Source organism: Maricaulis sp. (genome assembly GCF_015665295.1).
Lineage (GTDB): Bacteria > Pseudomonadota > Alphaproteobacteria > Caulobacterales > Maricaulaceae > Maricaulis.
On the sequence record NZ_JADFAJ010000010.1, the window covers coordinates 36985 to 61125 of the forward strand.

A 24141-nucleotide genomic window follows, 5' to 3' on the forward strand; every position below is an offset into this window, starting at 1 on the left:
GCTGGCGGCGCATTGATCGCGGTCGGGATTGCGGTGCCGGGCGAATTCAGGATGGGTGTGAAACCCCTCGTCATCAAGCTCATCACCGGCGGGTGGGCTGCGGCCGCGATCCGGGTGGCGGCGATCATGGGTGAACTGATGACCCTGCGCCGTGGGTGTATTGGTCTGCCCGGTTCGATCGCGGCCATCCCCGTCATCGCGTCGATCGCCTGACGCGTGACCGGCAGGGAAGCGGCGTCCTGAGCGCGGGGCGCCCTAATTCTCCGGATCAACCATGATCCTTACCGGCAAGCCGCCGCGTTGCAAATCATCCTCGATGAGCAGTGGGACGGCCGCATCGTCATTGAGACGCGAGCGGTAGACCTGAAGGTTCTCCATGACACGCTGGACGTAGTTTCGCGTTTCCGAGAATGGGATGCTTTCCACCCAGTCAACCGGGTCGACATCCGGGTCCCGTGGATCGCCATAATCCTCGATCCAGCGATTGGCACGGTGGGCACCGGCATTGTAGGCGGCCAGGGCGAGCACGTAGGAACCGTCATAATCATCCACCACATCGGCTAGGTGATGCATGGCGAGGGTGAGGTTGTAGTCGAGATCGTCGGTCAGCCAGCTGAAGCGATAGCTTTCACCCAGTTCGCGGGCCGTCGCCGCGGCGGTTGCCGGCATCAACTGCATCATGCCGCGGGCACCGGCTCCGGACACGGCATGCTGCCCGAATTCGGTTTCCTGGCGAATGATCGACATCACCAGCGCGTCTTCGGGGCGTTGGGCGCGCGCATTGGTCTGCGGTGGCAGGGCGATGGTCGGGTAGGCGCTTTGCGGCAGGATGATACCGCGCAGCCGGGCCGCTTTTGCGGCGCGCACTGATTGGCGCAGATAGAGATAATTGCTGGCCAGCCGTGACAGCAGAACCGCTTCCTGCGGATCGGCAAGCTGGTCATCGAGCCGGTAGCTGAACAGGCGGAAATAGTATTCCTCGTCCTGCTCGGCCAGCAGACGCATGGCGCGAACCAGCGGGCGCGCTTCGAAACGCACAATGGTTTCCGGTGTCGGCTCGGGATCCCGCTCCAGGCTCAGCACGCCGCTGCTATCGGTCAGCTGGGTGAGGGCGATCTGACCGTAATAGGCGGTCGAATGCTGGCCGGCTTCTGCATAGAGTACGGCAGCCTCGTCCGGGCGGCCCAGCGTGTCGAGCGCGCGCGCCATCCAGTAGGAGCCACGCGACTGGCTGACCGGGGTCGAGACATTGTCGCGCAGGCGGGTGAAGTGAGCGAGGGCCTCGTCGGGCCGATCAAGATGGACCAGGGCCAGCCAGCCGGCGAGGAATTCGGCATCGGCAAAATCGGCACCGGCATTCATGCCGTGGGCGCGGGCCAGCTGGTAGGCCGTCTCGTATTCCTGGTCGCGGATCAGCGTCAGGATCATCAGCTTGCGCTCGGTCCACATCAGCTCGAGTGCGGTCACATCGGTGTGACTGTCAGGCAGTTGCAGCAGCAGCGGCAGGGTGCTGTCGCGCATGCCCGAACGGCGACGCCAGCGGGCACGCTCGAAGACCAGGCCGGGATCGTTCGAGAGGCTGGCCGGAATCCTGTCAACCGCGCGGTCAACGCCGCTCTGGCGACCGGAGAGGCGCAAGCGGGCATCGGCCAGATCGCGATTATTGCCGGACAGCAGCGGCAGGACGCGGCGCGCAAGCGTGCGCTGATTGGACCAGATCAGATAATCGATCCGGGCCATGTGATCTTCCTCGGTGAAGAGATCGCTGTGGCGCTGGTAGGTCTCACTCTGGATCGTGCTGGCGAGACGTCCCGAGCGCCAGGTTTCGCGCAGCAGGTTTTCGCCTTCGGTGATGCGACCGACCCGGATCAGCGCCTCGGCGAAGCTGACACTGCCGCGACCGGTGGTCGGCGGTGTCGCTTCGAACCAGGACACAATGAAGGGCGCTGAAAGTCCGGAGCTGTCGATCTTCGACTCCGCTTCGGAGCGTATGAAGCTGTCGCGCGGCCAGTTATCAAGTTCGCTGAGGGCGAGATCGAGTTCCAGGAAACTGGCGCGGGCATCACCAAGCGCGATCCGCCACAACAGGGTGTCGCGGGCGGCCGTGTCGGTCAGCTCCAGCCGGAGCTCGCGAACGCGTTCCCAGTCGTCATCGTCTGCCGCGTCCAGACCTTCGCGGAAACGGGTGAAATCGGCGTCCGACAGGTATTGGGAAAAATTCACGGGTTCCGGACGCATGCGGGGCGTCGGGACTTGCGCTGCGGCGGGGACCGAGACGGCAAGCATCACAAGCGCGGCTAGGCAACGTGCGATCATGGCAAACGGGACACTCTCTGACCGACTGGTACACTTATCATCACAGCAATTCCGGGTCCCTGTCCAGACTTGACAAGAACACTTGGCCGTGTGCCGCGCGGTCGATATGGTCGCGCGCTGATTTGCACGTATCCGGGAATGAAACATGTTCAAAGGGTCCATCACTGCGCTCGTCACCCCATTCAAGAACGGGGCCGTTGACGAAGCTGCCGTTGCGGCGCTCACGGAGCGCCAGATTGCGGCCGGCACGCATGGCTTGGTACCCTGTGGCACGACCGGCGAAAGCGCGACCCTGACCTTTGAGGAACACATGCGTGTGGTCGAGATCGTCGTCGAGGCGGCGGCCGGGCGGGTGCCCGTGATCGCCGGCACGGGATCAAACAATACGGCAGTGGCGATCGAGAACCAGCAGCGCGCAAAAGCGATCGGCGCCGATGCCGGGCTTGTGGTTGCGCCGTATTACAACAAGCCGAATGCGGAAGGCCTGTTCCGGCATTTCAAGGCCATCCATGACGCGGTCGAGCTGCCGATCATTCTCTACAATGTCCCGGGTCGCACCGTGATCGACGTTCAGGCCGAGACCGTCGCCCGGATTGCCGGGCTGGAGCGTGTCGTCGGGATCAAGGACGCGACCGGCGATATGGCGCGCGTTTCGGCGCACCGTCGCCTGATCGGGGACGGGTTTGTCCAGCTCTCCGGGGATGATCCGACCGCTTTGGGATTCAATGCCACCGGCGGTGTCGGTGCGATCTCGGTGACGTCGAATGTGGCGCCGGCCTTGTGTGCGCAGTTCCAGGACGCCACATTGGCCGGAGACTGGGAGACAGCGCGGGCGCTCAATGATCGCCTGATGCCCCTGCACCACGCCCTGTTCACCTCGTCCAGCCCCGGACCGACCAAATATGCCATGTCGGTCCTGGGTGTGATGAATACCGAAGTGCGCCTGCCGCTGACCGAGCCGAATGAGGCGTCCAACGCGGCAGTCCGGGCCGCACTCGTCCATGCCGGCCTGCTTGAACAGGCCTGATAGAAAGCGCCATGAGCAAACCCAAAAGCGAAACCGGGCCCGTCGCCGTTAACCGGCGCGCCCGTTTTGACTATGAAATCGAAGAGACATTTGAGGCCGGCCTCATGCTGATGGGCTCAGAGGTCAAATCCCTGCGCGAGGGGCGTGCCAATATCGCCGAGAGCTATGTCAGCCCCGAGCGCGAGGGCCTGTGGCTGATCAATGCCGACATTCCGCCCTACGGTCCGGCCAATCGCTTCAATCACGAGCCGCGCCGGCACCGCAAACTCCTGCTCAAGCAGAAGGAGATCGCGAGACTGGCCGGGGCGGCGACGCAGCAGGGCCGGACCATCGTTCCGCTGCGGCTGTATTTCAATGATCGCGGCCTGGCCAAGCTCCAGATCGGCCTCGCGACCGGCAAGAAGACGATCGACAAGCGGCAGACGATCAAGGATCGCGAGTGGAACAAGCAGAAATCGCGCCTGATGAAGAATTACGGCTAGGCCTTCACACGCCCGTCGTCACATCCACCGCAAAGCGTTCGCGATAGGCCTGCGGAGTGACACCGAGAAGTCGCGCGAAGGAGCGCCGCATGCGCTCGTCATTGCCGAACCCGGTCTGGTTGGCGACGGTCTTGATCGAGACATTGGGGTTTTCCAGCATCGCCCGGGCGGCATCGACCCGGAACTGCTCGACCGCACGCGCCGGGGTCATGCCGGTGTCCTCGGTGTAGAGGCGGGCGAAGTTGCGCGGGCTCATGCCCGACCGTTCGGCCAGGGCCTCGACCTTGAGGTCCGCAGTGAGGTTGTCCTTCATCCAGAAATGCAGCGCGTCGAAGCGACCGGTGGCCGAACGCTTTTGCTGTTTCAGGGCCTCGGAAAACTGTGACTGGCCGCCGGGGCGTTTGACATAGACCAGCAGCGAGCGCGCCAGTTCGAGCGCCAGGTCGCGGCCATGATCGCGCTCGACCATGGCGAGGGCGAGATCGATGCCGGCCGTGACCCCGGCCGACGTCCAGACCCGGCCGTCCTCGATGAAGATCGGGTCGGGATCAACATCACAGTCCGGACAGTCTTCCGCGAGCTGGTCGCAATGGCGCCAATGGGTGACGGCACGCTTGCCGTCGAGCAGGCCGGCCGCACCGAGCAGGAAGGCGCCGGTACAGGTCGAGGACACGCGGCCTGCCTTCTCGGCAGATCGCTGGACGGCTTGGACCAGGCGGGCATCGCGGCAGGCGGCATGCACGCCGGCGCCACCGGCAATCATCAATGTGTCGGATTCATCCAGCCCGACGCCCGCCAGGCGGCGCGTATTGAGCAGCACACCGGCATCGGTCTCGATCGGTCCGCCATAATAGGATGCAATGGGTGTGGCATAGGCGATGCGGTCGAGAAGCTTGTTGGCATCCTCGAAGACCTGCAGTGGGCCGGTCACATCCAGCAATTTCACACCGGGATAGGTGAGAAAGGCGATGCAGCTTTCAACTTGTTGCGGTTTGGCAGAAAAGGGGAGCATGTGGTAGTTTGTGCCATTGTCGGGTCGGTTTATCCAGCACAAACAGCTGGAAACGCGATTAAAGGTTAATGCCGCGACGCTAGCGCCGGAACATGTCATCAATGCGACATGCCCGGGGTCGGGGCAACCGGTTGCCGCCGACGCTCTCGCGACCTGTCGCGACGAAGTCGCTGGATCATGCAATCCCGGCAGCCGCGACAGGTTCGAGCCCGCCATCATCCCGTTCAGGACATGCCGGGCTTGCAGCCCTGAACTTTCTGCCAAGCCAGAGACGAGCTGAGCGGGATATGGCCCGGCAGCACCAGGCCTGGCATGCCGTCCGTTAACTATGAACAGACGGCAGAAAATCAGGGCTGGGTGTCGAGCCAGGCCCGGATGTCGGCGAAGACCGCATCGAACATGGCCTCGGTCAGCCGCCCGGTATTCGTGTTGTAGCGCGAGCAATGATAGCTGTCGAAGAGTCGGACGGGTCCGTTCGGGCCGGCCAGTTCGGCGGTGGCCGCGTGGCCGAAGGTAGCCGTCTTGAGCGGCAGGCCGAGCGCGCGCAGCGTGTTGTCGTGAGAGATCTTGCCGAGGCAGAGAATGGCCTTGAGCCGCGGCATGGCCGCGATCCGGCTCGTCAGGAAGGGGCGGCAGGCGCTGGCCTCGGCTCCGACCGGCTTGTTTTCCGGCGGCACGCAGCGCACCGCATTGGTGATCATCGTATCAACCAGCTCGACACCGTCTTCGGCGTGGCTGGCATAGGTGCCGCGCGACAAACCGAAACGGGCGAGCGTGGCGTAGAGCAGGTCGCCCGCCCAGTCACCGGTGAAAGGGCGACCGGTCCGGTTGGCACCGCGCAGGCCGGGCGCCAGGCCGATGATCAGGAGCCGGGCCTGATCCGGGCCGAAGGATTTGACGGGCGCATTATGCCATTCCGGATGCTCGCGCGCGCTCGCCTCCCGAAAGGCAACCAGGCGCGGGCAGAGCGGGCAGTCGAGCGGGGCTTCGGGTGGCGTTTCCGGCATTGCAGCGGCAGCACTCAAGAATTGCCGCCGGCGCGACCGATCATCGCGCGCAGGTCGTCGAGTTCGATGAAGGCATCGGCTTCACGCCTCAGATCGTCGGAGATCATCGACGGGCTGGTCTTCAGCGAGGACACCACCGAAATGCGCGCGCCCTTGGCGCGGGCCGCGGCGAGGGCATAGCGGAAATCGCCATCCCCGGAGAACAGGATGATGTGATCGAGATAGGTGGCGGCTTCGAGCATGTCGACCGCAAGCTCGATGTCCATGTCGCCCTTGATCCGGCGGCGGCCGTTTTCGTCGGTATATTCCTTGGCCGGCTTCGTGATCACCGAGAAGCCGTTATAGTCGAGCCAGTCGACCAGCGGGCGCAGGGGATTATAATCCTCCTGCTCCAGAAGGGCGGTGTAGTAATTGGCCCGGATCAGCTTGCCACGCTTGCGGAACTCATCGAGAAGGCGTTTGAAATCGATGTCGAAATCAAGCGCCTTGGTAGTCGAGAACAGGTTCGCGCCATCAATGAAAAGACCGATGCGCTCGTCAGGGTAAAAGGCCATGGGAATATCCTTGGAACCGCAATGGTGAATAAGGTGATGCAATCTGAAGCGATTTATATCGCGCTTGGCGCCAACCTGCCACTGGGCGCGTGTAGCCCGCGCGAGACGCTGGCCCGCGCCCGGGCGGCGCTGGATGCGGCCGGGCTGCCGGTTTTTGCCGCGTCCTCGGACTGGCACAGCCCGGCCTGGCCGGATCCGTCCGACCCGCCTTACGTCAATGCGGTGGTTGCTGTCCGCTCCGGGCGCAGCGCCCGCGACATCCTCGATACGCTGCATCGGATCGAGGCGGATTTCGGTCGCGAACGCGGTGTGCGCAATGCGCCCCGACCGCTCGATCTTGACCTGATCGATTGCCGGGGCGAGCAATTCGGCGCTGAAGACGGGCTCGTCATTCCGCATCCCCGGGCGAGCCAGCGGGCCTTTGTGCTGCTGCCGCTGGCCGAAATTGCGCCGAATTGGTGCGACCCGGTCAGCAAGCGCAGCATAGACGCCCTGATCGAGGCCCTGCCGCAGGCGGATCGCAGCGCAACATACAAGCTGCAAGAGGCCGGAAAACTCTCACCCGACAGCCTTGCTTTTGCAGGGCAGGGGGATTAGGTAACGCGGTTCCAAAACCTCTAGCGCTGGTTCAAGGAGTTCGCGCGCATGGCTCGCGTTACCGTCGAAGACTGCATTGACAAAATTCCCAATCGTTTCCGCCTGGTTCTGATGGCGGCGCACCGTGCCCGCAACATCTCGGCCGGTTCCGAGCTGACGATTGACCGCGACAATGACAAGAATCCGGTCGTTGCCCTGCGCGAGATTGCCGACGAAACGCTCGACATGGATGCGCTGAAGGACAGCCTCATCAATGGTCTGCAGCGCGTGCTGCCGAGTGAGGACGAGGAAGAGTCCGCCCGCGAAGAGCGCGGCCAGCAGCTCGAAGCCCTGCCGGCTCCGCCGGTCGAGCTCGATGAAGCCGAGATGCTCAAGGCGTTGCAAAACGACCGGGACGGCGCGCCTGACGGCCGCCTCTAACCCGTCTTGACTTCCGGCGCGACGTCACCCGATCTGGCATCGTCGCCGCCCGCCATACCCAGTGCGGACGAGCTGATCGCGCGCATCCGCCGGTACTTCCCCAAAGTCGATGCCGACTTCGTTCGGCGGGCCTATGACTTTGCCGAGGAAGCCCACCGGCCACAGCGCCGCCAGTCGGGCGAACCCTATTTTGCCCATGTCGCCCAGGTCGCGATGATCCTCGCCGACCTGCGCATGGATGTGGCCACGGTGTGCACCGGCCTGCTCCACGACACGGTCGAGGACACGCCGGCGACCCTGGAAGACCTGACCGATGCCTTCTCTGACGAAGTTGCCGGCCTGGTTGATGGCGTCACCAAGCTGGGCCAGATGGAGCTTCGGTCCAAGCGCACCAAACAGGCGGAGAATCTCCAGAAGCTTGTCGTCGCGATCTCGGCCGATGTCCGCGTCCTGATCGTCAAACTGTGTGATCGTCTGCACAATATGCGCACGCTGGACGCGATCTCGCGGCCGGACAAGCGCGAGCGGATTGCGTTGGAGACGCTGGAGATCTACGCCCCGCTGGCGCGCCGGATCGGGATCAACCGGGTCTGTGTCGAACTCGAGGACCTGGCCTTCGAACACGTCAATCCGGCCGGCCATGAATCGATCAATACTCGGCTGAAGCGCTTGCGGGAGGCCCATGCCCAGGAGGTGTCGGCCGTCTCTGCTGCGATGACCGACAGTCTCGCCCAGGCCGGCATTGACGGCCGGATATTCGGGCGCGAGAAGCGGCCTTATTCGATCTGGCGCAAGCTGGAGCGCAAGGGGCTGACCTTCGAGGAAATCGCCGACATCTATGCCTTCCGCCTGATCGTCAACACGACCGATGACTGCTATCGCGCGCTCGGCGTCATCCATCAGGCCTGGCGCTGCGTGCCCGAGCGTTTCCGTGATTTCATTTCGCTGCCCAAGCCCAATAACTACCGCTCGCTTCACACCACGGTGATGGGGCCGAAGAATGTTCGCGTCGAGCTGCAGATCCGTACCGAAGAGATGGAATCGGTGGCCGAAAGCGGCGTTGCCGCGCACTGGCGCTACAAGAATTCGACTTACAACTATGATGCTGACGCGGCCCAGGCCGCCGGTGGCGACCCGCTGGAACGCTTGCGCCCTTTCCTGGAAATTCTCAACCAGGGTGGCGATCCGGAAGAATTCCTCGAGCATGCCAAGCTCGAGATGTTTGCAGACCAGGTCTATTGCTTCACGCCCAAGGGCGACCTGATTTCGCTGCCGGTTGGCGCGACGCCGCTTGATTTTGCCTATGCGGTCCACACCGAACTGGGACACACCACGGTCGCTGCCAAGGTCAATGGCCGCGAGCGCCCGCTGCGGACCCAGTTGCGCAATGGCGATGTCGTCTCGATCGTGAAGGGTGGCGTGCGCCAGCCGCCGGCCGGCTGGGAAAATCTCGCCGTCACCGGTCGGGCGCGGGCGGCCATCCGCCGCCTCATCCGCGAAAGCGAGCGCGACGAATTCCACCGTATCGGCAAGATCATGGCCGAGCACGCCTTCCGCCGCGAAGGCAGGACCCTGATTGAAGGCGATCTCAAGGACGCGATGGCGCGGCTTGAGGTCAAGGACATCAACGAGATGTATGAGCGGCTGGGCCGCGGCCGCATCTCGTCCGGCGATTTGCTGAACGCGGCCTTCCCGGGCCGGCTCGATGAGCGGCCCGACACGGTCGGTCGTGATCTCATCCAGGATTCCAAGGCACGCCTTTATGTCCGCGGCCGCGGTCTGACCCAGGGCGTGACCCTGCATTTTGCGGAATGCTGCTCGCCGTTGCCGGGCGACCGGATTGTCGGCCTTTTGCGCAAGGACAAGGGCATCGAGATTCACACCATCGACTGCGAACGCCTCGCCCAGTTCGAGGAAAATGCGATGGATGACTGGCTCGACCTTGGCTGGACCGCAGAGGCTGAAGGCAATGCGGTCTCGATCGCCCGCATCCAGGCGGTCATGCACAATGAACCGGGCGCCCTGGCCGAGATCGCCAAGACGGTGTCGGAAAACCGTGGCAATATCGCCAGCGTCACCACACGTAACCGGGCCGCCGACTTCTTCGACATGGTGTTCGATGTTGAAGTCTTCGATACCCGCCACCTGGCCAATATCCTGGCCGCGATCCGCATGTGCGAGACGGTCGTCTCGGCCGAGCGGGCGCGGGCGGAAGTCGAGGAGATAAAAGACTGATGACCCGTGACGAAGTCCTGGCCGAATTCCGCGCCGCCGGTGCCCTCCTGGAGGGCCATTTCATTCTCTCCTCTGGCCTGCGCAGCGCGGTCTTCCTGCAAAAGGCGCGGGTCTTCTCCGAACCGGAGCGGACCGAGCGCCTGTGCAAGGCCCTGGCCGCGAAGGTGCGCGAGGAGCTGGGTGATGCGCCGACGGTGATTGTGTCACCGGCAACCGGCGGCATCGTACCCGGCTATGAAATGGCGCGTCAGCTGGGCCTCAAGGGGCTTTATGTCGAGCGTGAAAATGGCGAGTTTACCCTGCGTCGCGGCTTCGAATTGACCAAGGATGACAAGGTGCTCGTGGTCGAGGACATTGTCTCGACGGGCCTGTCCTCGCGTGAATGCATCGAGGCGATCAACAAGACCGGCGCCACGGTGATTGCAGAGGCCTGCCTCGTCGACCGCTCCGGCGGTGAGGCCGATGTCGGCGTGCCGCTGATCGCCCTGACCGAATACAAGGTGCCGGCCTATCCCGCCGACCAGCTACCGCCGGAGCTGGAAGCCATCCCGGCCATCAAGCCGGGGAGCCGCGGCCTGGCATGAGCATTCGTCTCGGCGTCAATATCGACCATGTGGCCACGATCCGGAATGCGCGCGGTGGCGAGCATCCCGATCCGGTGCGCGCCGCGCGCCAGGCCTCCGAGGCCGGTGCCGACGGGATTACCGCGCATCTGCGCGAGGATCGTCGCCATATCACCGATACCGATATCGACCGGCTGATGGCCGAGATCGACCTGCCGCTCAATCTGGAGATGGCGGCGACGCCGGAAATGCTCGACATCGCCCTGCGCCACAAGCCGCACGCGGTCTGCCTTGTCCCGGAAAAGCGCGAGGAGCGCACCACCGAGGGCGGGCTGGATGTCGCCGCCGGCCACAACGTAATCGCGCCCTATGTCCGCCAGCTCGGCGAGGCCGGCTGCCGCGTCTCGCTCTTCATCGAGCCGGACCCGGTCCAGATCGCGGTCGCCGAAGCCATGGGGGCTGCGGTCGTGGAACTCCATACCGGCGCCTATTGCGAGGCTTTCCTCGCGGGCGACACGGCCAAGGTCGAGCATCATCTCAAACGCCTGCAGGCGGCCTCCACGATCGCCCATGAACGCGGTCTGGAAGTCCATGCCGGTCACGGCCTGACCTATGACACCGTCAAGCCGATTGCCGCCATCCCGGAAGTGATCGAGCTCAATATTGGCCATTTCCTGATCGGCGAGGCCATCTTCCGCGGCCTGCGCGAAGCGGTCGGGACGATGCGCGGGCTGATTGAAGAGGCGCGGGCGGGGCAGGACTCGTGAGCAATTGGCGTGACATATTCCCTTCCCGCGAAACCGTGGCAAGGTTCAGCACTTTTGGAGGTGTCGCGGCGATCCTGATCGCGATTGTGTACGCTTTGGGTCTGGCGGTTCTGCGATATGGGGCCGAGCAGCTCGCCTGGGCTGGCTTTGCGATCGTTTTGATGGCCTGTTTGTATCTGGTCTGGCGGGCCCACTCCTTGGGCTTTTCGGTGACTGGCGCTGTCCTGCTGGTTGGAGTCGCGATGCATTTAGCGTTCGGTACTAATTTTGGCGGCATTTTCGTCCAAGTGATTGCTGCCATCTACGTATTGCAGGCGGCTTGGTACGCGCGCTTCCTGCCACAGCGAAAAATGCGACTATGATCATCGGCCTCGGTTCAGACCTGATGGATATTCGGCGTATCGAGAACTCGATCGAGCGCTTTGGTGACCGCTTTATCCAGCGTGTCTTCACCGAGATCGAGCAGGCCAAGTCGGACAGGCGCCGCATGCGGGCGGCCAGCTATGCCAAGCGCTTTGCCGCCAAGGAGGCCGGTGCCAAGGCGCTGGGTACCGGAATTGCGCGCGGGGTTTCCTGGAAGGAGATCGGCGTGGTCAACCTGCCCGGCGGCAAGCCGACGCTGGAATTCAAGGGGCGGGCGCTGGAGCGGCTTCAGGCGCTGACCCCGACCGGTTATCAGGCCTTCACACACATCACCATTACGGACGACCATCCCTGGGCGCAGGCCTTTGTGGTCATCGAGGTCCACCCGCTGGGTCATCATCTCGACGGGATGGCCCATGGTTGATCCGATTGCCCAGCTGGAGACACGCATCGGCCATGTCTTCACCGACAAGAGCCTGATCGAGCGCGCCCTGACGCATGGCAGTTTTGCCGAAGGCCGCAAGACCATTCCGACCTATGAGCGCCTGGAATTTCTCGGCGACCGCGTGCTCGGCCTGATGACGGCGGAAGCCCTGTTCAAACTGTTCGACAAGGCCGACGAGGGCGCCCTGGCACCGCGGCTCAATTCCATGGTGCGCAAGGAAACCTGTGCGGATGTGGCGCGCGAGGTTGATCTCGGTGCGGCCTTGCGGATCGGACGCTCCGAAGAGAAGGGCGGCGGCCGCAACAAGAACTCCATTCTCGGCGATGCCTGTGAGTCGCTGATGGCGGCGATCTATCTCGATGGCGGTCGGCCTGCCGTCCAGGCCTTCTTTGATCGCCATTGGGGTCCGCGCATCGAGGCGCTCAAGGCCAAGCCGTCCGACGGCAAATCAGCGCTGCAGGAATGGGCCGCCAAGGCTGGGCTTGGCGTGCCGCGCTACCAGCTTACCGAACGCTCGGGCCCGGATCACCGGCCCGTCTTCACCGTGGAAGTCACGGTCACCCCCCTGGCGCCCGCGACGGGCGAGGGCGGTTCCAAGCAGGCGGCCGAACGGGCTGCCGCCGAGGAGCTGCTGAAACGCGAAGGACAGCATGTCTGATACTCCCAAACGCTGCGGCTTTGCCGCGGTCATCGGTTCGCCCAATGCCGGCAAGTCGACGCTTGTGAACGCGCTGGTTGGCGAGAAGGTCACCATCGTTACCCACAAGGTCCAGACGACCCGTTTCGCCGTGCGCGGCGTGGCGCTGGCCGGCGAGACCCAGATCGTCCTGGTCGACACGCCCGGCGTGTTCGTGCCCAAGACACGGCTCGACAAGTCGATGGTGGCGGCCGCCTGGAGCGGGGCCGGTGACGCCGATGCCATCCTGCATGTTGTCGATGCCGGGGCCCGCGCCCGCGTCACTCATGGCGGATCCAAGAGCGGTGACAGCCGCATGGTCGAGGATGATGACCGGGTCACCGAAGGCCTGCGCAAGAATGAGCAGAAGGCGATCCTGGTTCTCAACAAGGTCGATCTGATGCCGCGCGACCAGCTGCTCGCCATGTCGCAGGACCTCTATGAGACCGGCGTCTATTCCGAGGTCTTCATGATCTCCGCCAAGACCGGCTCCGGCGTGCCGCAATTGCGGGAGTTCATCTCGGGCCTCATGCCCGAAGGTGTCTGGCACTATCCCGCCGACCAGGTCGCCGACCTGCCGGCCCGCATCCTCGCCGCCGAGATCACGCGCGAGAAAGTCTATCTGCGCCTGCACGAAGAGCTGCCCTACGTCTCCATGGTCGAGACCGAGGTGTGGAAGAAGCTGCGCGATGGCTCCTTGCGCATCGAGCAATCCATCATCGTCGAGCGCGAAACCCAGAAACCCATCGTGCTGGGCAAGGGCGGCAGTGCCGTCAAGGCGATCGGCGAAGCCTCCCGCAAGGAGCTGGAAGAGGTCTTGGGCTGCAAGGTCCACCTCTTCCTCAATGTGAAGGTCGACGCCAAATGGATGGCGCGGCGCTCGCACTACAAGGATGTGGGGCTGGATTTCGACGTTTAGGGCTGGCCCTTGCGCAATGACTGTTTCGGTTGGCCTGTCGTCGCCAACACGATCTCCGTTTCATCGTTAAAGGAAGCGGAGATCCCAGCGAGGCGGCAAAACAAGGTCAGGTGTTTCGGCATCGTGGAAACGCCGCAAACTCTACCCGGCTCAGGGTATAGCGCGGACTTCAATTCTCTCGATTGTCAGGTCTGCTCCGCTTTCAACAAAGGGTTCAATCTTCATCCGGCCACTGGAATATGCCGACGGCAAAATGAGGCTGAACTCGACCAGTTCCGATCCGGTTTCGGCTAGGGGAAGGACATGGAAGCGATTGTGCCGATTGAAGTCATCATTGCCGCGCGGAAGCGAAATCCGCGTTTCGGCAGCATTTCGGGTTGTCATGCGAACCGACACGCAAATCCGTTCTGTGGTCGGCGCGCTTAGCGGCTCGATGGTGATGGTGGGATAGGTGTTTTGTTGATAACGCCCATCGCCGAGTTCACGCAGACCTGTCGTTTCCACCTCGATCGGCAATAGCTCGCCGGACCCGGGCTGACACGCCTGTTCGCCCAGGCGCAGGTTGGCCTGCACAAAGTGATATCCGACCGTGCGGGAAAGTGAGAGGTCCGCCACTGACATCTGGCCAAGCAGGGCGCGTTCTACCAGATTTATCAGGATACGATCCGCCGCCTCCAGAGTCGTAAACAAGTCCCGAGAAGCGGTTGATGCGAGATATCTTGTGGCTGAGAGCCTGGACAGGTCTACAGCCTCGGCATCTTCGAAAAATTCCGGCCATCGGCGGGACATTCCGCCATAGAAGGAGTCGTGAAAAATGATGGTGCGGCCTTCAATCGGTCCGGCTTCGGCGGCAATCCTGGACCAGTCTTCCGTTGAAACCTCCAGGGTTGGCTCGCCATGGTCCCAACCGAGATTGGAGGCCAGGTCTGTTCTGGCTGGGTCGCCGGCTTCGATATGTGCGGTTGAGAAGACTGGCGCGCCTCCCGGCCTGGCATGGCTGTATAGGTCAGTCATTACGGCGAGCTGGATGTGGTGTTGCCAATGTGTGTCGGTCCGGAAATAGCCTTCTCCGGTTTCCCGAATGAGGGCCTCGATAGACGGTTGGTGGTTGATGAATTGGCCATAATCGCGACGCTCCATTTCTTGAGCGGCGAAGCGGGACAAGCGCCCATAACATTGCGCGTAGACCCCAACACGGCCGCGCAGCGCATCTGGTGTCACGCTGGCCTTGTTGGGAGACATGGTCACCAGAAGGTCTTCACCGGAATTGGCTGCGATCGCCATGTAAAGCTCGAAGCTCGCGAGGCGATTGACAATCTCTTCCTCCGTATCGCAATCAAAGGGTTCAAGGCTGCGCTTCAGATAGAAGAAACCATCTGTCCCGGATACGAGTTGCGGTGTGTCGACAACACCGAAGAGGCGGAAGCTCAACCAGTTTTTCAAACCGATTGACAGTTTTCGAAGCAGAAGGCGATCCTCGAAGGCGCCAGCAAACTGCTCCCGTGCCTCGCTGTCATTGTCCAGCAATTGCCCGCTGCGAGGATAGGCGTCGAAATTCCGGCCTTCATAAGGGCGGGGTGCGCCGACGACCATGTAAGTCAGGAAGGGGGCCAGCAATTGTGCGCCAAAGCAGACAAGGGTCAGGCAGGCCAGAACAAGTGTGAGCTTGGAGCGGTTGGGGGTGTCGCTGTCAGCTCGGGGGCCTGTGTGGGTGTCGTCACTCATGTCCGCTTCCTAAAACCTGAAGTAAAGAAAGGGGCTGAAGTCCGCCGACAGGATCCAGACATTGGCGACGGCGAGCCCCGCAGTGCCGAGGGCGAGCCGCGTCGCCATGATGGGTAGCGTGGCTGTCGGAGCTGTGAGGCGCGATCCGAAGGACACGCCGGTCGGTGTGACTAGCGCGAGCAATCCGAAAGCCAGTATGCCCAGAGTCATGGGGTCGAGGACCGCGATTATGTCGCGGGGCATCACGCCCCATTCCCAGAACTGAACCATATTGCTGACCATGCTGGACGCGAGGCTCAGGCTTTCCGCCCGGAATAGCACCCAGCCGACGATTACTACCGGCATCGCATAAAGAGCCCGCAGCCACGGGCTGCTCATCTGGCCGGCGCTGCCTTTGAGAATGATGCGTTCGCCGATCAGGAACGCGCCGTGGAAGAGGCCCCACAATACGAACGTCCAAGCCGCACCGTGCCAGAGGCCGGTCGCTAGAAACACCAGCAGCAGGTTTCGATAGGTCAAGATCATTCCGCCACGATTCCCGCCCAGCGGAATATAGAGATAATCGCGGAACCAAGTTGACAGGGAGATATGCCAGCGGCGCCAGAACTCCGTAATCGTGGATGCATAGTAGGGGCGTGCGAAATTTTCGTTGAACTTGATCCCGAACATGAGGCCAAGCCCGATTGCCATGTCGGAGTAGGCCGAGAAGTCAAAATAGATTTGGAGCGTGTAAGCGAGGGCACCGATCCAGGCCGTCATGAAGGTCTGGTCGCTGCCGGACAAGGCAAAACAGGCGTCTGCAACCCGTCCTGCCGTATCTGCCACGACGACTTTTTTCAGGAGGCCGAGAACGAAACGGCTGGCGCCGGCAGCGGCACCGTCAATCGAGCGTTCCGGCCTGCGATAATATTTGATCGCATCTTTGAAGCGGACGATCGGTCCGGCGATCAATTGCGGAAAAAAGGTCAGGTACGCGCCGAAAATAATGGGGTTGCGCTCCGGTGCGACGTCATTGCGATAAACATCGACAAGGTAGGAAATCGCTTGGAATGTGAAGAAGGAAATGCCGACGGGGAGTAGAACATTCCGGAAGGTCCAGGACATTTCAGTCCCGAAAAGGCCATCGACCTGAGCGCTGAAAAATATCGCATATTTGAAGTAGAACAGCGCGGCCAGATTCAAGGATATGAATATCCACAAATTCGTCCTGTTTTTATTCCTCACAAAAAAGGCCGCTCCCCAGTTGAAGAGCACGGATGCGAGAAGCAGTCCCGCGATAAACCCCGATGACCAATAATAAAAAGACAGGCTGAAGGTAAGTATCAACGCGGAATGCACGATGCCGCGTGACAGACTGATCGCAAGGATGGCAATTGGAAAAAATAAATAAAGGAATATGGGTTCTGAAAACACCATGATGCGTCGCCCCCCAAAAGCCAGGAAGGAATCCCCCATCGACAATGAGGGCGCCGCTCCTTTGAGGCCTGCACTCAACCCCATGATCGCTTCATACAGCGTGCAACAATCACGGGCAAGCCGGTTTTCGGCCTGGCCTGATATCCGCGGACGGGCGTCCCGGGTTAGATAGAGGCCCTCATAATTAGGGAGTTACGCGGAGGGGCGGATTCAGATGCGGCCTCATTTGTGTCGTTCAGGCTGGCAGATAGGCGTCCCTGCAAGACTCACCTACAACCTCCCCATGGAATGGCGTGATCAGGGCATAGTTCTGGCGGTTCGGCCGCATGGCGAGACCTCGGCGATTGTCGAGGTTTTGACCGCGGAGCAGGGGCGTCATGCCGGGCTGGTGCGGGGCGGGCGGTCGCGCTCGATGCGGCCCATCCTGCAGCCGGGCAACCAGATCAATGTCAATTGGCGCGCCCGCCTGTCCGAACATCTCGGCATGTTCCAGATCGAGGCGGATGATCTCACCGCCGGCATGGTGATGGAGGACCGCACCGCGCTGGCCGGTCTCAATGCCGCCTGCGCCATCGCCGTCATGGCCCTGCCGGAACGCGAGCCGCATCCGCGCGTCCACCAGGGCTTTCAGCTCTTGCTGGGCGCCTTCGACAATCCCGATATCTGGCCGGCGCTCTATGTCCGCTGGGAGGCGGGCCTTCTATCCGATCTCGGCTATGGGCTCGACATGTCGGCCTGCGCCGTCACCGGCGTGACCGAGGACCTCACCCATATCTCCCCGCGCACCGGCCGTGCCGTCTGCCGCGAGGAAGCCGCGCCCTACGCCCCCAAACTCCTCGAACTCCCGCCCTTCATGGCAGGATCCGGCCGGATCGAGGATGGCGATATCGCCCGCGGCTTGGCGCTGACAGGCTATTTCCTCGAGCGCCGCGTCCTCTGGCCGATCGACAAGCAATTGCCGGAAGCGCGGGCGCGGCTGATGGCGGAGTTGGAGCGGGTGGGGCGGTTGTGAGCGAAAAAGACTGGGCAAAGGTCCCGTATTCCGACGATTTTATCCTGCACGAGAAATCGATAGGCGCGGTATCGATCTCGCCTGCGGCAATCGCGGAGCGCCTGCAGCTGGAATGCGATCAGGGCTGCGATGATCTGGATCAGTTCGACATTTTGATCCTGCAGCGGGATCACGAGCGCGTTGGCTTTTTGCGTCACCGAGGTTCACCTGCAGCGTTTAGCGGGGTCTGTAGCTGGTCTAATGATGTGGCAGTCCGGATGCCCGATGTCTTGTCGAGCATCCTCCCGCGCCTCGGAGACGAGTTCGTCGCCTATGGTGAGCCCTGGTAGCGGCGCGCCGCCCCATCGACCTCGCTGACGCGCATCCACTTCCCCACAAATGGGGAAGAAAGACCAAACCCATTCCCCACAGCTAATCCTGCGTCCCGCCCCTGCGCTCCCCGCCAGCCCTGCCTATACTGGATCAAACACGAATCAGTCAGGTGGGCTTCATGGGCGATCATTTTGATCCCGACGGCGGGCATATCATCGAGGAGACGTTCAACGAGGCGCTGTCACGGCGATATCTCGCCTATGCGCTCTCGACGATCACCCAGCGGGCGCTGCCCGATGCCCGCGACGGCCTGAAACCGGTCCACCGCCGTCTGCTCTATGCGATGCGTGAGCTGAAGCTGAACCCGGACCAGGCGTTCAAGAAGTCAGCCCGTGTCGTCGGCGACGTCATCGGCAAATACCACCCGCATGGCGACCAGTCGGTCTATGAGGCGCTGGTGCGTCTCGCCCAGGACTTTGCCTCGCGCTATCCGCTGGTCGAGGGGCAGGGCAATTTCGGCAATATTGACGGTGATGGCGCGGCCGCCATGCGTTACACCGAGGCCCGTCTGACCAAGGCGGCGGAACTGCTGCTGCAGGATATCGACCAGGGCACGGTCGATTTCGAGGAGACCTATGACGGCTCCGAGCGCGAGCCGCTGGTCCTGCCTGGCGCCTTTCCCAATCTCCTGGCCAATGGGTCGACCGGTATCGCCGTCGGCATGGCGACCTCGGTGCCGCCGCACAATGTCGCGGAGATCTGCGCCGCAGCGATGGCGCTGATCGACAATCCGGAAACCGGGACCGAGGCCCTGCTCAAGCACATCAAGGGGCCGGACCTGCCGACCGGCGGCACGATTGTCGAGCCGCCCGAAGCGATCCGTTCCGCCTATGAGACCGGGCGTGGTGGTTTCCGGGTGCGGGCCAAGTGGGAGAAGGAAAACATCGAGCGCGGCATGTGGCGCATCGTGGTCACCGAGATCCCCTACCTGGTGCAAAAATCCAAACTGGTCGAACGCATCGCCCAGCTGATGGACGCCAAGCGCCTGCCGCTGCTTGACGATGTGCTCGACGAGAGCACCGAGGATATCCGCCTGGTGCTGGAGCCGAAGTCCAAGCTGGTCGATCCGGACATGCTGATGGAGAGCCTGTTCAAGCTGACCGATCTGGAAACCCGGGTCTCGCTGAACCTCAACGTGCTCGACCCCAATGGCGTGCCGCGGGTGATGAGCCTGCGCGAAGTGCTGCAGATCTGGCTCGAGCATCGTCGCGACGTGGCCGTGCGCCGCGCCACCACGCGCCTGGCCAAGGTCGAGGACCGGCTCGAAGTGCTGGCCGGTTATCTCATCGTCTATGCCGATCTGGACGAGGTGATCCGGATCATCCGCTTCGAGGATGAGCCCAAGGCCAGGCTGATGGCCCATTTCGAGCTCACCGAGCGCCAGGCCGAAGCCATCCTCAACATGCGCCTGCGCGCCTTGCGCAAGCTGGAAGAGCTGGAAATCCGCAAGGAGGACAAAAGCCTCCGCGATGAGCGCAATAGCCTGAAAGAACTGATCGGTTCGACCGCGCTGCAGTGGGACAAGGTGCGCGGCGAGGTCGCCCATGTCGGCGAGCTCTATGCCGAGACCACGCCGCTGGGCAAGCGCCGCACCGTGTTCGGCGACGCGCCCGACATTGCCGGCGATGCGCCGATCGAGGCCTTTGTCGTGCGCGAGCCGATCACGGCTGTCCTGTCGGAACGTGGCTGGGTGCGGGCGCTGAAGGGCCATATCAACGACGTCACCGAGCTGAAGTTCAAGGAAGGCGACAAGTCCGCCTTCGCTGTGAAATGCGAGACCACCGACAAGCTCCTCATGTTCGCGACCGACGGGAAATTCTACACGCTGGAAGCCTCCAAACTGCCTGGCGGTCGAGGCCATGGCGAACCGGTCCGCCTGCATGTCGACCTGCCCGACGACGCCGCCCCGATCGGCCTGTTCAAGTTTGATCCGGAACGCACGCTGCTTGTGGCCTCTGATGGCAATTCCGGTTTCCGTATCCAGGAGAAGGATTGCGTCGCCATGAAAAAGGGCGGCAAGCAGATCCTGAACCTGGCCGAGGGTGACGAGGCCTTCCTGTGCATTCCCGCGACCGGTGATCGTTGCGCCCTGATCGGGGAGAACAAGAAGATGCTGGTCTTCGAGCTCGAGGAAATCCCGATGATGAGCCGCGGCAAGGGCGTCCGACTGCTCGGCGGCAAGGGCGCAAAGCTGGCCGATGCGACCGTGTTCAACGCAGAAGACGGGCTGACCTGGCTGGACGGGGCGGGACGCCGCTTCAACCTGGATGACTGGCATTTGTGGACCGCCAAGCGGGCCCAGGCCGGCAAGATGGTGCCGCGCGGTTTCCCGCGATCGCTGCGCTTCTCGCCGCGGGGCTCGGAATTCCTCGCTTCACAGGCGAAAGCGGAATAGGTAGTGATTTAAACTTGTATCGCTCCGGGAGGGCGATGCAAAATCTTCATTTTGCCCGCTCAAGGAGAGACAGGCATGGATACCGGCGTCATTCTCTTGCTCGTGATCATCGCCCTCGGCGTATTTCTGGTCATGGTCTACAACCGTCTTGTTGCGTTGCGGCAGACCTGTAACCAGGCCTGGGGTGATATCGATGTCCAGCTGAAGCAGCGCCATGATCTCGTGCCCAATCTGGTCGAGACCGTGAAGGGCTATGCCAGTCACGAGAAAGAGACGCTGGAAAACGTCATCAAGGCGCGCCAGACCGCGATCGATGCGACTTCGGTGAAGGATCTCGCCGGCGCGGAAAACATGCTGTCCGGGGCCCTGCGCCAGCTTTTTGCCCTGTCGGAAGCCTATCCCGATCTCAAGGCCAACCAGAACTTCATGCAGCTCCAGGCCGAGCTCGCCGATCTTGAAAACAAGATCGCCGCCGCCCGCCGCTTCTTCAATAATGCAGTCAATGAGTACAACACCTCGACCGAGCAGTTCCCGGCGGTCGTCATCGCCAATTCGATGGGCTTCAAGCCGCGGGAATATTTTGAAGTCGGCGAAGCCGAGCGCGGTGCCCCGAAGGTGCAGTTCTAAGCCATGGTCTGGGGCACGGCCGGGCTCCGCACGCATATCTGGAACAATAATCTGCGGTCGCTCTTCCTGCTGGCCGCCTTTCCGGTTCTGCTCGTGGCAATCGGCTATGCCTTGACCATCTTGATGACCGGCTTTGTCGATCCGGGTGCCGGCGCTCCGGGCAAGGACGGGGCGGGTTTCGAGCTCATCGGGTCAGAGCTCGACCGCCTGCCGGGCATCGCCGCCTGGTCGCTGGCGATTGCGGCTATCTGGTTCGTGATTGCCTGGTTTGGCCATCAGGCCATGATCAATGCCGCGACCGGCGCACATCCGGTCACCCGCAAGGACGAGCCTGCTCTCTATAACCTGCTGGAAAACCTTTGTATCTCACGCGGTCTCAACATGCCGAAGCTGGCCGTGATCGAAACCGGCGCGCTCAATGCCTACGCTTCCGGCCTGCATGAGGGGCAATATACCGTCACGGTGACACGCGGCCTGATGCAACGGCTCAACAAGGCCGAGCTGGAAGCGGTCCTGGCACACGAGCTCTCCCATATCCGCCACAGCGATGTCCGCCTTCTGGTCATATCCATCATCTTCGTCGGCATTATTTCCTTTGCCGCCGAGATGGTTTTCCGGCGCATCTTCTGGCTCGGTCTGCGGGCGGGCGGCGACCGGCGCTCCGGTGGACGCGGCGGCGGATTGGTCATCGTGATCGGACTGGCGATCATTGCGGTCGCCTATCTCCTGGCCATCCTGATCCGCTTCTCGCTTTCACGCCGTCGGGAATACATGGCCGATGCGGGGGCCGTCGAGCTGACCCGCAATCCCGACGCCATGATTTCGGCGCTGGAGAAGATCGCCGGCAATGCCGATGTCGCGGAGTCCCCGGAAGAGGTCCGCGAGATGTTCATCGAGAACCCCCGGACCGGTTTCATGGGCGTTTTTGCCACCCACCCGCCGATCGAGAAACGTATCGACATGCTCGTCGAGCATGCCGGCGGCAGGCGGCGCGTGCCAACGAGCACTGTGCCGGAAATCTAGGGTGAAGGCCGAGCGGGACGGCGACACCCCGGCCAGGTGGCGCCGTAACCCGGTACGGCTTACTGGGTGAACAGGCAGAGCTTGTTCTCGTCGAGATCCCTCACATAACAGGAGTAAAAGGGGCCGCGCTGCCCTGGCTCACCGTCACAACGCCCGCCCAGCTCGATCGCCAGCTTGTGGAGCCTTCGGACCTCGTCCTCGGAGCCCGTATCAAGGCCAAGCATGGTGCCATTGCCATGGCTGGCGGGTTGTTCGTTGAAGGGACGGGCGATGGCGAAGGCGAACGTCTTTCCGACCCAATAGGTCATGCGTTCGGTCGGCATTGCCGACGCGATACCGGACTGTGCGAACAAGGCATCATAGAATTTCGTCGCTGCCGTCATATCGTTCGTGCCCAGAACGAAGTAACTCATTTTCATGTATAATTCTCCTGATTGCCCGGACGGTTTTGCCTGGGAATGAATGCAGCGTATCGACAAATATGACAAATCGTGTCGTATTTGTTTGATGGTTCGCACCAGATCGATCGACAGGTTCAGGCGTCTTGAATTGCTGGCAGCGCAGCTGAAGCAGGACGAGATATGCACCATGAAAGGCCTCGCGTCCGACCTCGGTGTGAGTGAGCGCACAATCGCTCGCGATCTCCTTTTGATGCGCGAACAGGGCCTGCCGATTGACGCCGATCGCGGTCGGGGCGGGGGGGTCCGGCTGGACCGGAATTGGGGGGTCGGGAGATTGAATCTCGCCTATCCGGACGCCATTGATCTGCTGATCAGTATCGATGTCGCGGAAAAGATGGGGTCACCGCTTTTCCTCGCCAATCTCGCCTCTGTCAGGCGGCAATTGGTGGCCTCCTTTTCGCCGGAGAAGCGCAAGCATGTGAACCGGCTGAAGTCGCGAATCCTGATCGGAAACACGGCATCCACCTATGTGCAGGCCGGTGTCGCCTCGCCTCCCAAACGGCTTGTCCAGACTTTGCACCAGGCGTTCATCGGCCAGGAAGTGCTTTCGATCCATTATCGGAGGGAGGATGGCGTCGTCTCTGAGCGCCAGATCGAGCCCCATTACCTGCTGCTCAAATATCCTGTCTGGTACGTCCTGGCATTCGATCGCCTGCGCGCGGCAAGCCGGACGTTTCGATGCGACCGGATCCTGCGGGCACGATCAAGTGCGGAGCGCTTCCGCCTATTGTCAAAGAACGTCTTCGCGCTATCGCTTGAGCGTGATGACCTGTCGCCATGATCCGGTCGCTCGCGCCGTGTACGGATCGGAATGAATTCCGGTATGGCGATGAAGGCTTTGGAAGAGCGGCCAATCCCTCTAGGGTGATCGATCAGGGTCGACACCGCCCGGGGGGGACGCAATATGACTTACCTGTTTCGGATGGCCGCACTGGCCTCGCTGACCGCACTCGCCGCCTGTTCCACGCCGGGTTATCGCAGCCTCAATCCCAACTGCCTGGAAGCTCATGTGCAACCAAAATACCAGCGCGACGGGCATCAGGACACGACCTATATGGTCGCGCGGCTGGCGGGGCACTCGTCTGAGGATGCCGCGCTCCTTGCCTTCTTCAATCAGGCCGCTGACGATCTTGCTATGCGTTATGCGGCGCCTCAGGTCAGCGTCTGGGGGACATTTGGGGCCTGGGGTTATCGCCACCGGATCAATGCCGTCCTGCATTCCCTGCACGGCGGCGACCAAGCCGTGGTGGCGCAGCGCCGGCTGGACCTGGCCAACATGATTGAAGCGCGTAACCGGTCGGAGGGGCAGGCGTCCTGGCAGACCGGCTTTTTGATCCACGCGCTGGGCGACAGCTATGCCCATACGGATCCGGTCGGTCACGCCTATGGCGAGACCTATGGCCATTTGTTCGATGGCCATGCGCCCGATCTCGTCGGCAATCGGCCCGGGCTCTATCTCGACTATGTCGACGCCCTGTTCGACGCGCTGGAGCTGGATACGGCCAGCGACCGCGAGGCCTTCTCCCGATTCAAGACCCTCATCCGGAATGCTCCCGAAGGCGATATTGCAGCCCATCGCGCGGCCATCACGGAGATGAGGGACTATTATCCAGACACCGCGCGGCTGGAGTGCGACGCCTTGGCGGCCTCGCTCAGCATGCGCGAGGTCAGCCGCTTTTTGCGGGATGTGGAAGCCGGCTTCGGGCGGTCGGGCGAGAGCTGACCGG

The 24141-nt window shown here is 62.3% G+C and carries 26 protein-coding genes; 19 read left to right on the top strand and 7 right to left on the bottom strand.

Annotation, left to right across the window (positions count from 1 at the left end; all coding sequences use genetic code 11):
• The first annotated feature begins 51 nt into the window (after positions 1-51).
• Entirely contained in the window at positions 52-213 is a 162-nt protein-coding gene (locus tag QZZ02_RS04835) for a hypothetical protein (RefSeq protein ID WP_291842741.1), read from the top strand.
• A 42-nt stretch (positions 214-255) separates the two neighbouring features.
• On the opposite strand, the gene QZZ02_RS04840 is transcribed toward QZZ02_RS04835, so the two are convergent.
• Positions 256-2238: a lytic transglycosylase domain-containing protein gene (locus tag QZZ02_RS04840; RefSeq protein ID WP_291842742.1), complete on the bottom strand. Its 1983-nt coding sequence runs from the start codon at positions 2236-2238 to the stop codon at positions 256-258.
• A 223-nt stretch (positions 2239-2461) separates the two neighbouring features.
• Between QZZ02_RS04840 and dapA the strand changes: the two genes are divergently transcribed.
• Positions 2462-3343 carry a 4-hydroxy-tetrahydrodipicolinate synthase gene (gene dapA, locus QZZ02_RS04845; RefSeq protein ID WP_291842743.1) on the top strand — a complete coding sequence of 294 codons (882 nt, stop codon included), beginning with the start codon at positions 2462-2464 and terminating at the stop codon, positions 3341-3343.
• A gap of 11 nt (positions 3344-3354) precedes the next feature.
• The gene (gene smpB / locus QZZ02_RS04850) at positions 3355-3825 is read left to right on the top strand and encodes an SsrA-binding protein SmpB (RefSeq protein ID WP_291842744.1); all 471 of its coding nucleotides are present in this window, start codon (positions 3355-3357) and stop codon (positions 3823-3825) included.
• Between the two features lie 4 nt (positions 3826-3829).
• Here smpB and QZZ02_RS04855 read toward each other — a convergent pair whose 3' ends face one another.
• The 3 genes from QZZ02_RS04855 to QZZ02_RS04865 all read right to left on the bottom strand — a co-directional run bounded on the left by QZZ02_RS04855 (position 3830) and on the right by QZZ02_RS04865 (position 6398).
• Positions 3830-4837, bottom strand: coding sequence for a GlxA family transcriptional regulator (locus QZZ02_RS04855; protein ID WP_291842745.1), 1008 nt, complete (start codon positions 4835-4837; stop codon positions 3830-3832).
• Between the two features lie 347 nt (positions 4838-5184).
• Complete coding sequence (locus QZZ02_RS04860) at positions 5185-5844, bottom strand: uracil-DNA glycosylase (protein ID WP_366511499.1); 660 nt, start codon at positions 5842-5844, stop codon at positions 5185-5187.
• Positions 5845-5858: 14 nt separating this feature from the next.
• Positions 5859-6398, bottom strand: a complete 540-nt coding sequence (locus tag QZZ02_RS04865) for an NYN domain-containing protein (RefSeq protein WP_291842748.1) — start codon at positions 6396-6398, stop codon at positions 5859-5861.
• A 36-nt stretch (positions 6399-6434) separates the two neighbouring features.
• Here QZZ02_RS04865 and folK point away from each other — a divergent pair, with 36 nt between their 5' ends.
• From folK to era, 9 genes are read left to right on the top strand one after another with little or no spacing between them, the layout of a single operon-like run.
• Entirely contained in the window at positions 6435-6995 is a 561-nt protein-coding gene (gene folK / locus QZZ02_RS04870; protein WP_291842815.1) for a 2-amino-4-hydroxy-6-hydroxymethyldihydropteridine diphosphokinase, read from the top strand.
• Positions 6996-7043: 48 nt separating this feature from the next.
• A complete protein-coding gene (gene rpoZ, locus QZZ02_RS04875) occupies positions 7044-7415 on the top strand; it encodes a DNA-directed RNA polymerase subunit omega (protein ID WP_291842750.1) in 372 nt (123 codons plus the stop codon).
• Between the two features lie 6 nt (positions 7416-7421).
• A complete protein-coding gene (locus QZZ02_RS04880) occupies positions 7422-9650 on the top strand; it encodes a bifunctional (p)ppGpp synthetase/guanosine-3',5'-bis(diphosphate) 3'-pyrophosphohydrolase (protein WP_291842752.1) in 2229 nt (742 codons plus the stop codon).
• Complete coding sequence (pyrE, locus tag QZZ02_RS04885) at positions 9650-10234, top strand: orotate phosphoribosyltransferase (protein WP_291842753.1); 585 nt, start codon at positions 9650-9652, stop codon at positions 10232-10234. The genes QZZ02_RS04880 and pyrE overlap by 1 nt, the downstream gene beginning before the upstream one ends.
• Positions 10231-10980 carry a pyridoxine 5'-phosphate synthase gene (locus QZZ02_RS04890; RefSeq protein ID WP_291842754.1) on the top strand — a complete coding sequence of 250 codons (750 nt, stop codon included), beginning with the start codon at positions 10231-10233 and terminating at the stop codon, positions 10978-10980. Before pyrE ends, QZZ02_RS04890 begins: the two co-directional genes overlap by 4 nt.
• Positions 10977-11342, top strand: a complete 366-nt coding sequence (locus QZZ02_RS04895) for a hypothetical protein (RefSeq protein ID WP_291842755.1) — start codon at positions 10977-10979, stop codon at positions 11340-11342. The genes QZZ02_RS04890 and QZZ02_RS04895 overlap by 4 nt, the downstream gene beginning before the upstream one ends.
• Positions 11339-11767 (top strand): holo-ACP synthase, encoded by a 429-nt coding sequence (gene acpS, locus QZZ02_RS04900; RefSeq protein WP_291842756.1) that lies wholly within the window; start codon positions 11339-11341, stop codon positions 11765-11767. Before QZZ02_RS04895 ends, acpS begins: the two co-directional genes overlap by 4 nt.
• Positions 11760-12446: a ribonuclease III gene (gene rnc / locus QZZ02_RS04905; RefSeq protein WP_291842757.1), complete on the top strand. Its 687-nt coding sequence runs from the start codon at positions 11760-11762 to the stop codon at positions 12444-12446. The genes acpS and rnc overlap by 8 nt, the downstream gene beginning before the upstream one ends.
• Positions 12439-13383: a GTPase Era gene (gene era / locus QZZ02_RS04910; RefSeq protein ID WP_291842758.1), complete on the top strand. Its 945-nt coding sequence runs from the start codon at positions 12439-12441 to the stop codon at positions 13381-13383. Before rnc ends, era begins: the two co-directional genes overlap by 8 nt.
• 150 nt (positions 13384-13533) lie before the next feature.
• Here era and QZZ02_RS04915 read toward each other — a convergent pair whose 3' ends face one another.
• Entirely contained in the window at positions 13534-15108 is a 1575-nt protein-coding gene (locus QZZ02_RS04915) for a hypothetical protein (protein ID WP_291842761.1), read from the bottom strand.
• 9 nt (positions 15109-15117) lie between these two features.
• Complete coding sequence (locus QZZ02_RS04920) at positions 15118-16608, bottom strand: MBOAT family protein (RefSeq protein ID WP_291842762.1); 1491 nt, start codon at positions 16606-16608, stop codon at positions 15118-15120.
• Between the two features lie 199 nt (positions 16609-16807).
• Between QZZ02_RS04920 and recO the strand changes: the two genes are divergently transcribed.
• The 5 genes from recO to QZZ02_RS04945 all read left to right on the top strand — a co-directional run bounded on the left by recO (position 16808) and on the right by QZZ02_RS04945 (position 21953).
• The gene (gene recO / locus QZZ02_RS04925; RefSeq protein ID WP_291842763.1) at positions 16808-17536 is read left to right on the top strand and encodes a DNA repair protein RecO; all 729 of its coding nucleotides are present in this window, start codon (positions 16808-16810) and stop codon (positions 17534-17536) included.
• Positions 17533-17865: a hypothetical protein gene (locus QZZ02_RS04930; protein ID WP_291842764.1), complete on the top strand. Its 333-nt coding sequence runs from the start codon at positions 17533-17535 to the stop codon at positions 17863-17865. The genes recO and QZZ02_RS04930 overlap by 4 nt, the downstream gene beginning before the upstream one ends.
• Positions 17866-18026: 161 nt before the next feature.
• Positions 18027-20303, top strand: coding sequence for a DNA topoisomerase IV subunit A (gene parC, locus QZZ02_RS04935; RefSeq protein WP_291842765.1), 2277 nt, complete (start codon positions 18027-18029; stop codon positions 20301-20303).
• Between the two features lie 75 nt (positions 20304-20378).
• Complete coding sequence (locus QZZ02_RS04940) at positions 20379-20930, top strand: LemA family protein (protein ID WP_291842766.1); 552 nt, start codon at positions 20379-20381, stop codon at positions 20928-20930.
• Positions 20931-20933: 3 nt separating this feature from the next.
• Positions 20934-21953, top strand: coding sequence for a M48 family metallopeptidase (locus tag QZZ02_RS04945; RefSeq protein WP_291842767.1), 1020 nt, complete (start codon positions 20934-20936; stop codon positions 21951-21953).
• Between the two features lie 59 nt (positions 21954-22012).
• Here the strand turns inward: QZZ02_RS04945 and QZZ02_RS04950 are convergent, their stop codons facing one another.
• Entirely contained in the window at positions 22013-22372 is a 360-nt protein-coding gene (locus tag QZZ02_RS04950) for a VOC family protein (RefSeq protein ID WP_291842769.1), read from the bottom strand.
• Positions 22373-22460: 88 nt separating this feature from the next.
• Here QZZ02_RS04950 and QZZ02_RS04955 point away from each other — a divergent pair, with 88 nt between their 5' ends.
• Both QZZ02_RS04955 and QZZ02_RS04960 read left to right on the top strand, forming a co-directional pair.
• Complete coding sequence (locus QZZ02_RS04955) at positions 22461-23195, top strand: WYL domain-containing protein (protein WP_291842770.1); 735 nt, start codon at positions 22461-22463, stop codon at positions 23193-23195.
• Positions 23196-23318: 123 nt separating this feature from the next.
• Positions 23319-24137: a hypothetical protein gene (locus QZZ02_RS04960; RefSeq protein ID WP_291842771.1), complete on the top strand. Its 819-nt coding sequence runs from the start codon at positions 23319-23321 to the stop codon at positions 24135-24137.
• Positions 24138-24141 lie beyond the last annotated feature (4 nt).

Bases quoted from the DNA above. Each gene is read 5' to 3' on its own strand.
- rnc (WP_291842757.1), top strand. From the start codon at position 11,760: ATGGTTGATCCGATTGCCCAGCTGGAGACACGCATCGGCCATGTCTTC.
- QZZ02_RS04890 (WP_291842754.1), top strand. From the start codon at position 10,231: ATGAGCATTCGTCTCGGCGTCAATATCGACCATGTGGCCACGATCCGG.
- QZZ02_RS04955 (WP_291842770.1), top strand. From the start codon at position 22,461: ATGGTTCGCACCAGATCGATCGACAGGTTCAGGCGTCTTGAATTGCTG.
- pyrE (WP_291842753.1), top strand. From the start codon at position 9,650: ATGACCCGTGACGAAGTCCTGGCCGAATTCCGCGCCGCCGGTGCCCTC.
- dapA (WP_291842743.1), top strand. From the start codon at position 2,462: ATGTTCAAAGGGTCCATCACTGCGCTCGTCACCCCATTCAAGAACGGG.
- QZZ02_RS04920 (WP_291842762.1), bottom strand. From the start codon at position 16,608: ATGGGGTTGAGTGCAGGCCTCAAAGGAGCGGCGCCCTCATTGTCGATG.
- QZZ02_RS04945 (WP_291842767.1), top strand. From the start codon at position 20,934: ATGGTCTGGGGCACGGCCGGGCTCCGCACGCATATCTGGAACAATAAT.
- acpS (WP_291842756.1), top strand. From the start codon at position 11,339: ATGATCATCGGCCTCGGTTCAGACCTGATGGATATTCGGCGTATCGAG.
- recO (WP_291842763.1), top strand. From the start codon at position 16,808: ATGGAATGGCGTGATCAGGGCATAGTTCTGGCGGTTCGGCCGCATGGC.
- era (WP_291842758.1), top strand. From the start codon at position 12,439: ATGTCTGATACTCCCAAACGCTGCGGCTTTGCCGCGGTCATCGGTTCG.
- QZZ02_RS04865 (WP_291842748.1), bottom strand. From the start codon at position 6,398: ATGGCCTTTTACCCTGACGAGCGCATCGGTCTTTTCATTGATGGCGCG.
- QZZ02_RS04835 (WP_291842741.1), top strand. From the start codon at position 52: ATGGGTGTGAAACCCCTCGTCATCAAGCTCATCACCGGCGGGTGGGCT.
- QZZ02_RS04940 (WP_291842766.1), top strand. From the start codon at position 20,379: ATGGATACCGGCGTCATTCTCTTGCTCGTGATCATCGCCCTCGGCGTA.
- QZZ02_RS04840 (WP_291842742.1), bottom strand. From the start codon at position 2,238: ATGCGTCCGGAACCCGTGAATTTTTCCCAATACCTGTCGGACGCCGAT.
- QZZ02_RS04915 (WP_291842761.1), bottom strand. From the start codon at position 15,108: ATGAGTGACGACACCCACACAGGCCCCCGAGCTGACAGCGACACCCCC.
- QZZ02_RS04860 (WP_366511499.1), bottom strand. From the start codon at position 5,844: ATGCCGGAAACGCCACCCGAAGCCCCGCTCGACTGCCCGCTCTGCCCG.
- smpB (WP_291842744.1), top strand. From the start codon at position 3,355: ATGAGCAAACCCAAAAGCGAAACCGGGCCCGTCGCCGTTAACCGGCGC.
- QZZ02_RS04855 (WP_291842745.1), bottom strand. From the start codon at position 4,837: ATGCTCCCCTTTTCTGCCAAACCGCAACAAGTTGAAAGCTGCATCGCC.
- QZZ02_RS04950 (WP_291842769.1), bottom strand. From the start codon at position 22,372: ATGAAAATGAGTTACTTCGTTCTGGGCACGAACGATATGACGGCAGCG.
- folK (WP_291842815.1), top strand. From the start codon at position 6,435: ATGCAATCTGAAGCGATTTATATCGCGCTTGGCGCCAACCTGCCACTG.
- rpoZ (WP_291842750.1), top strand. From the start codon at position 7,044: ATGGCTCGCGTTACCGTCGAAGACTGCATTGACAAAATTCCCAATCGT.
- parC (WP_291842765.1), top strand. From the start codon at position 18,027: ATGGGCGATCATTTTGATCCCGACGGCGGGCATATCATCGAGGAGACG.
- QZZ02_RS04960 (WP_291842771.1), top strand. From the start codon at position 23,319: ATGACTTACCTGTTTCGGATGGCCGCACTGGCCTCGCTGACCGCACTC.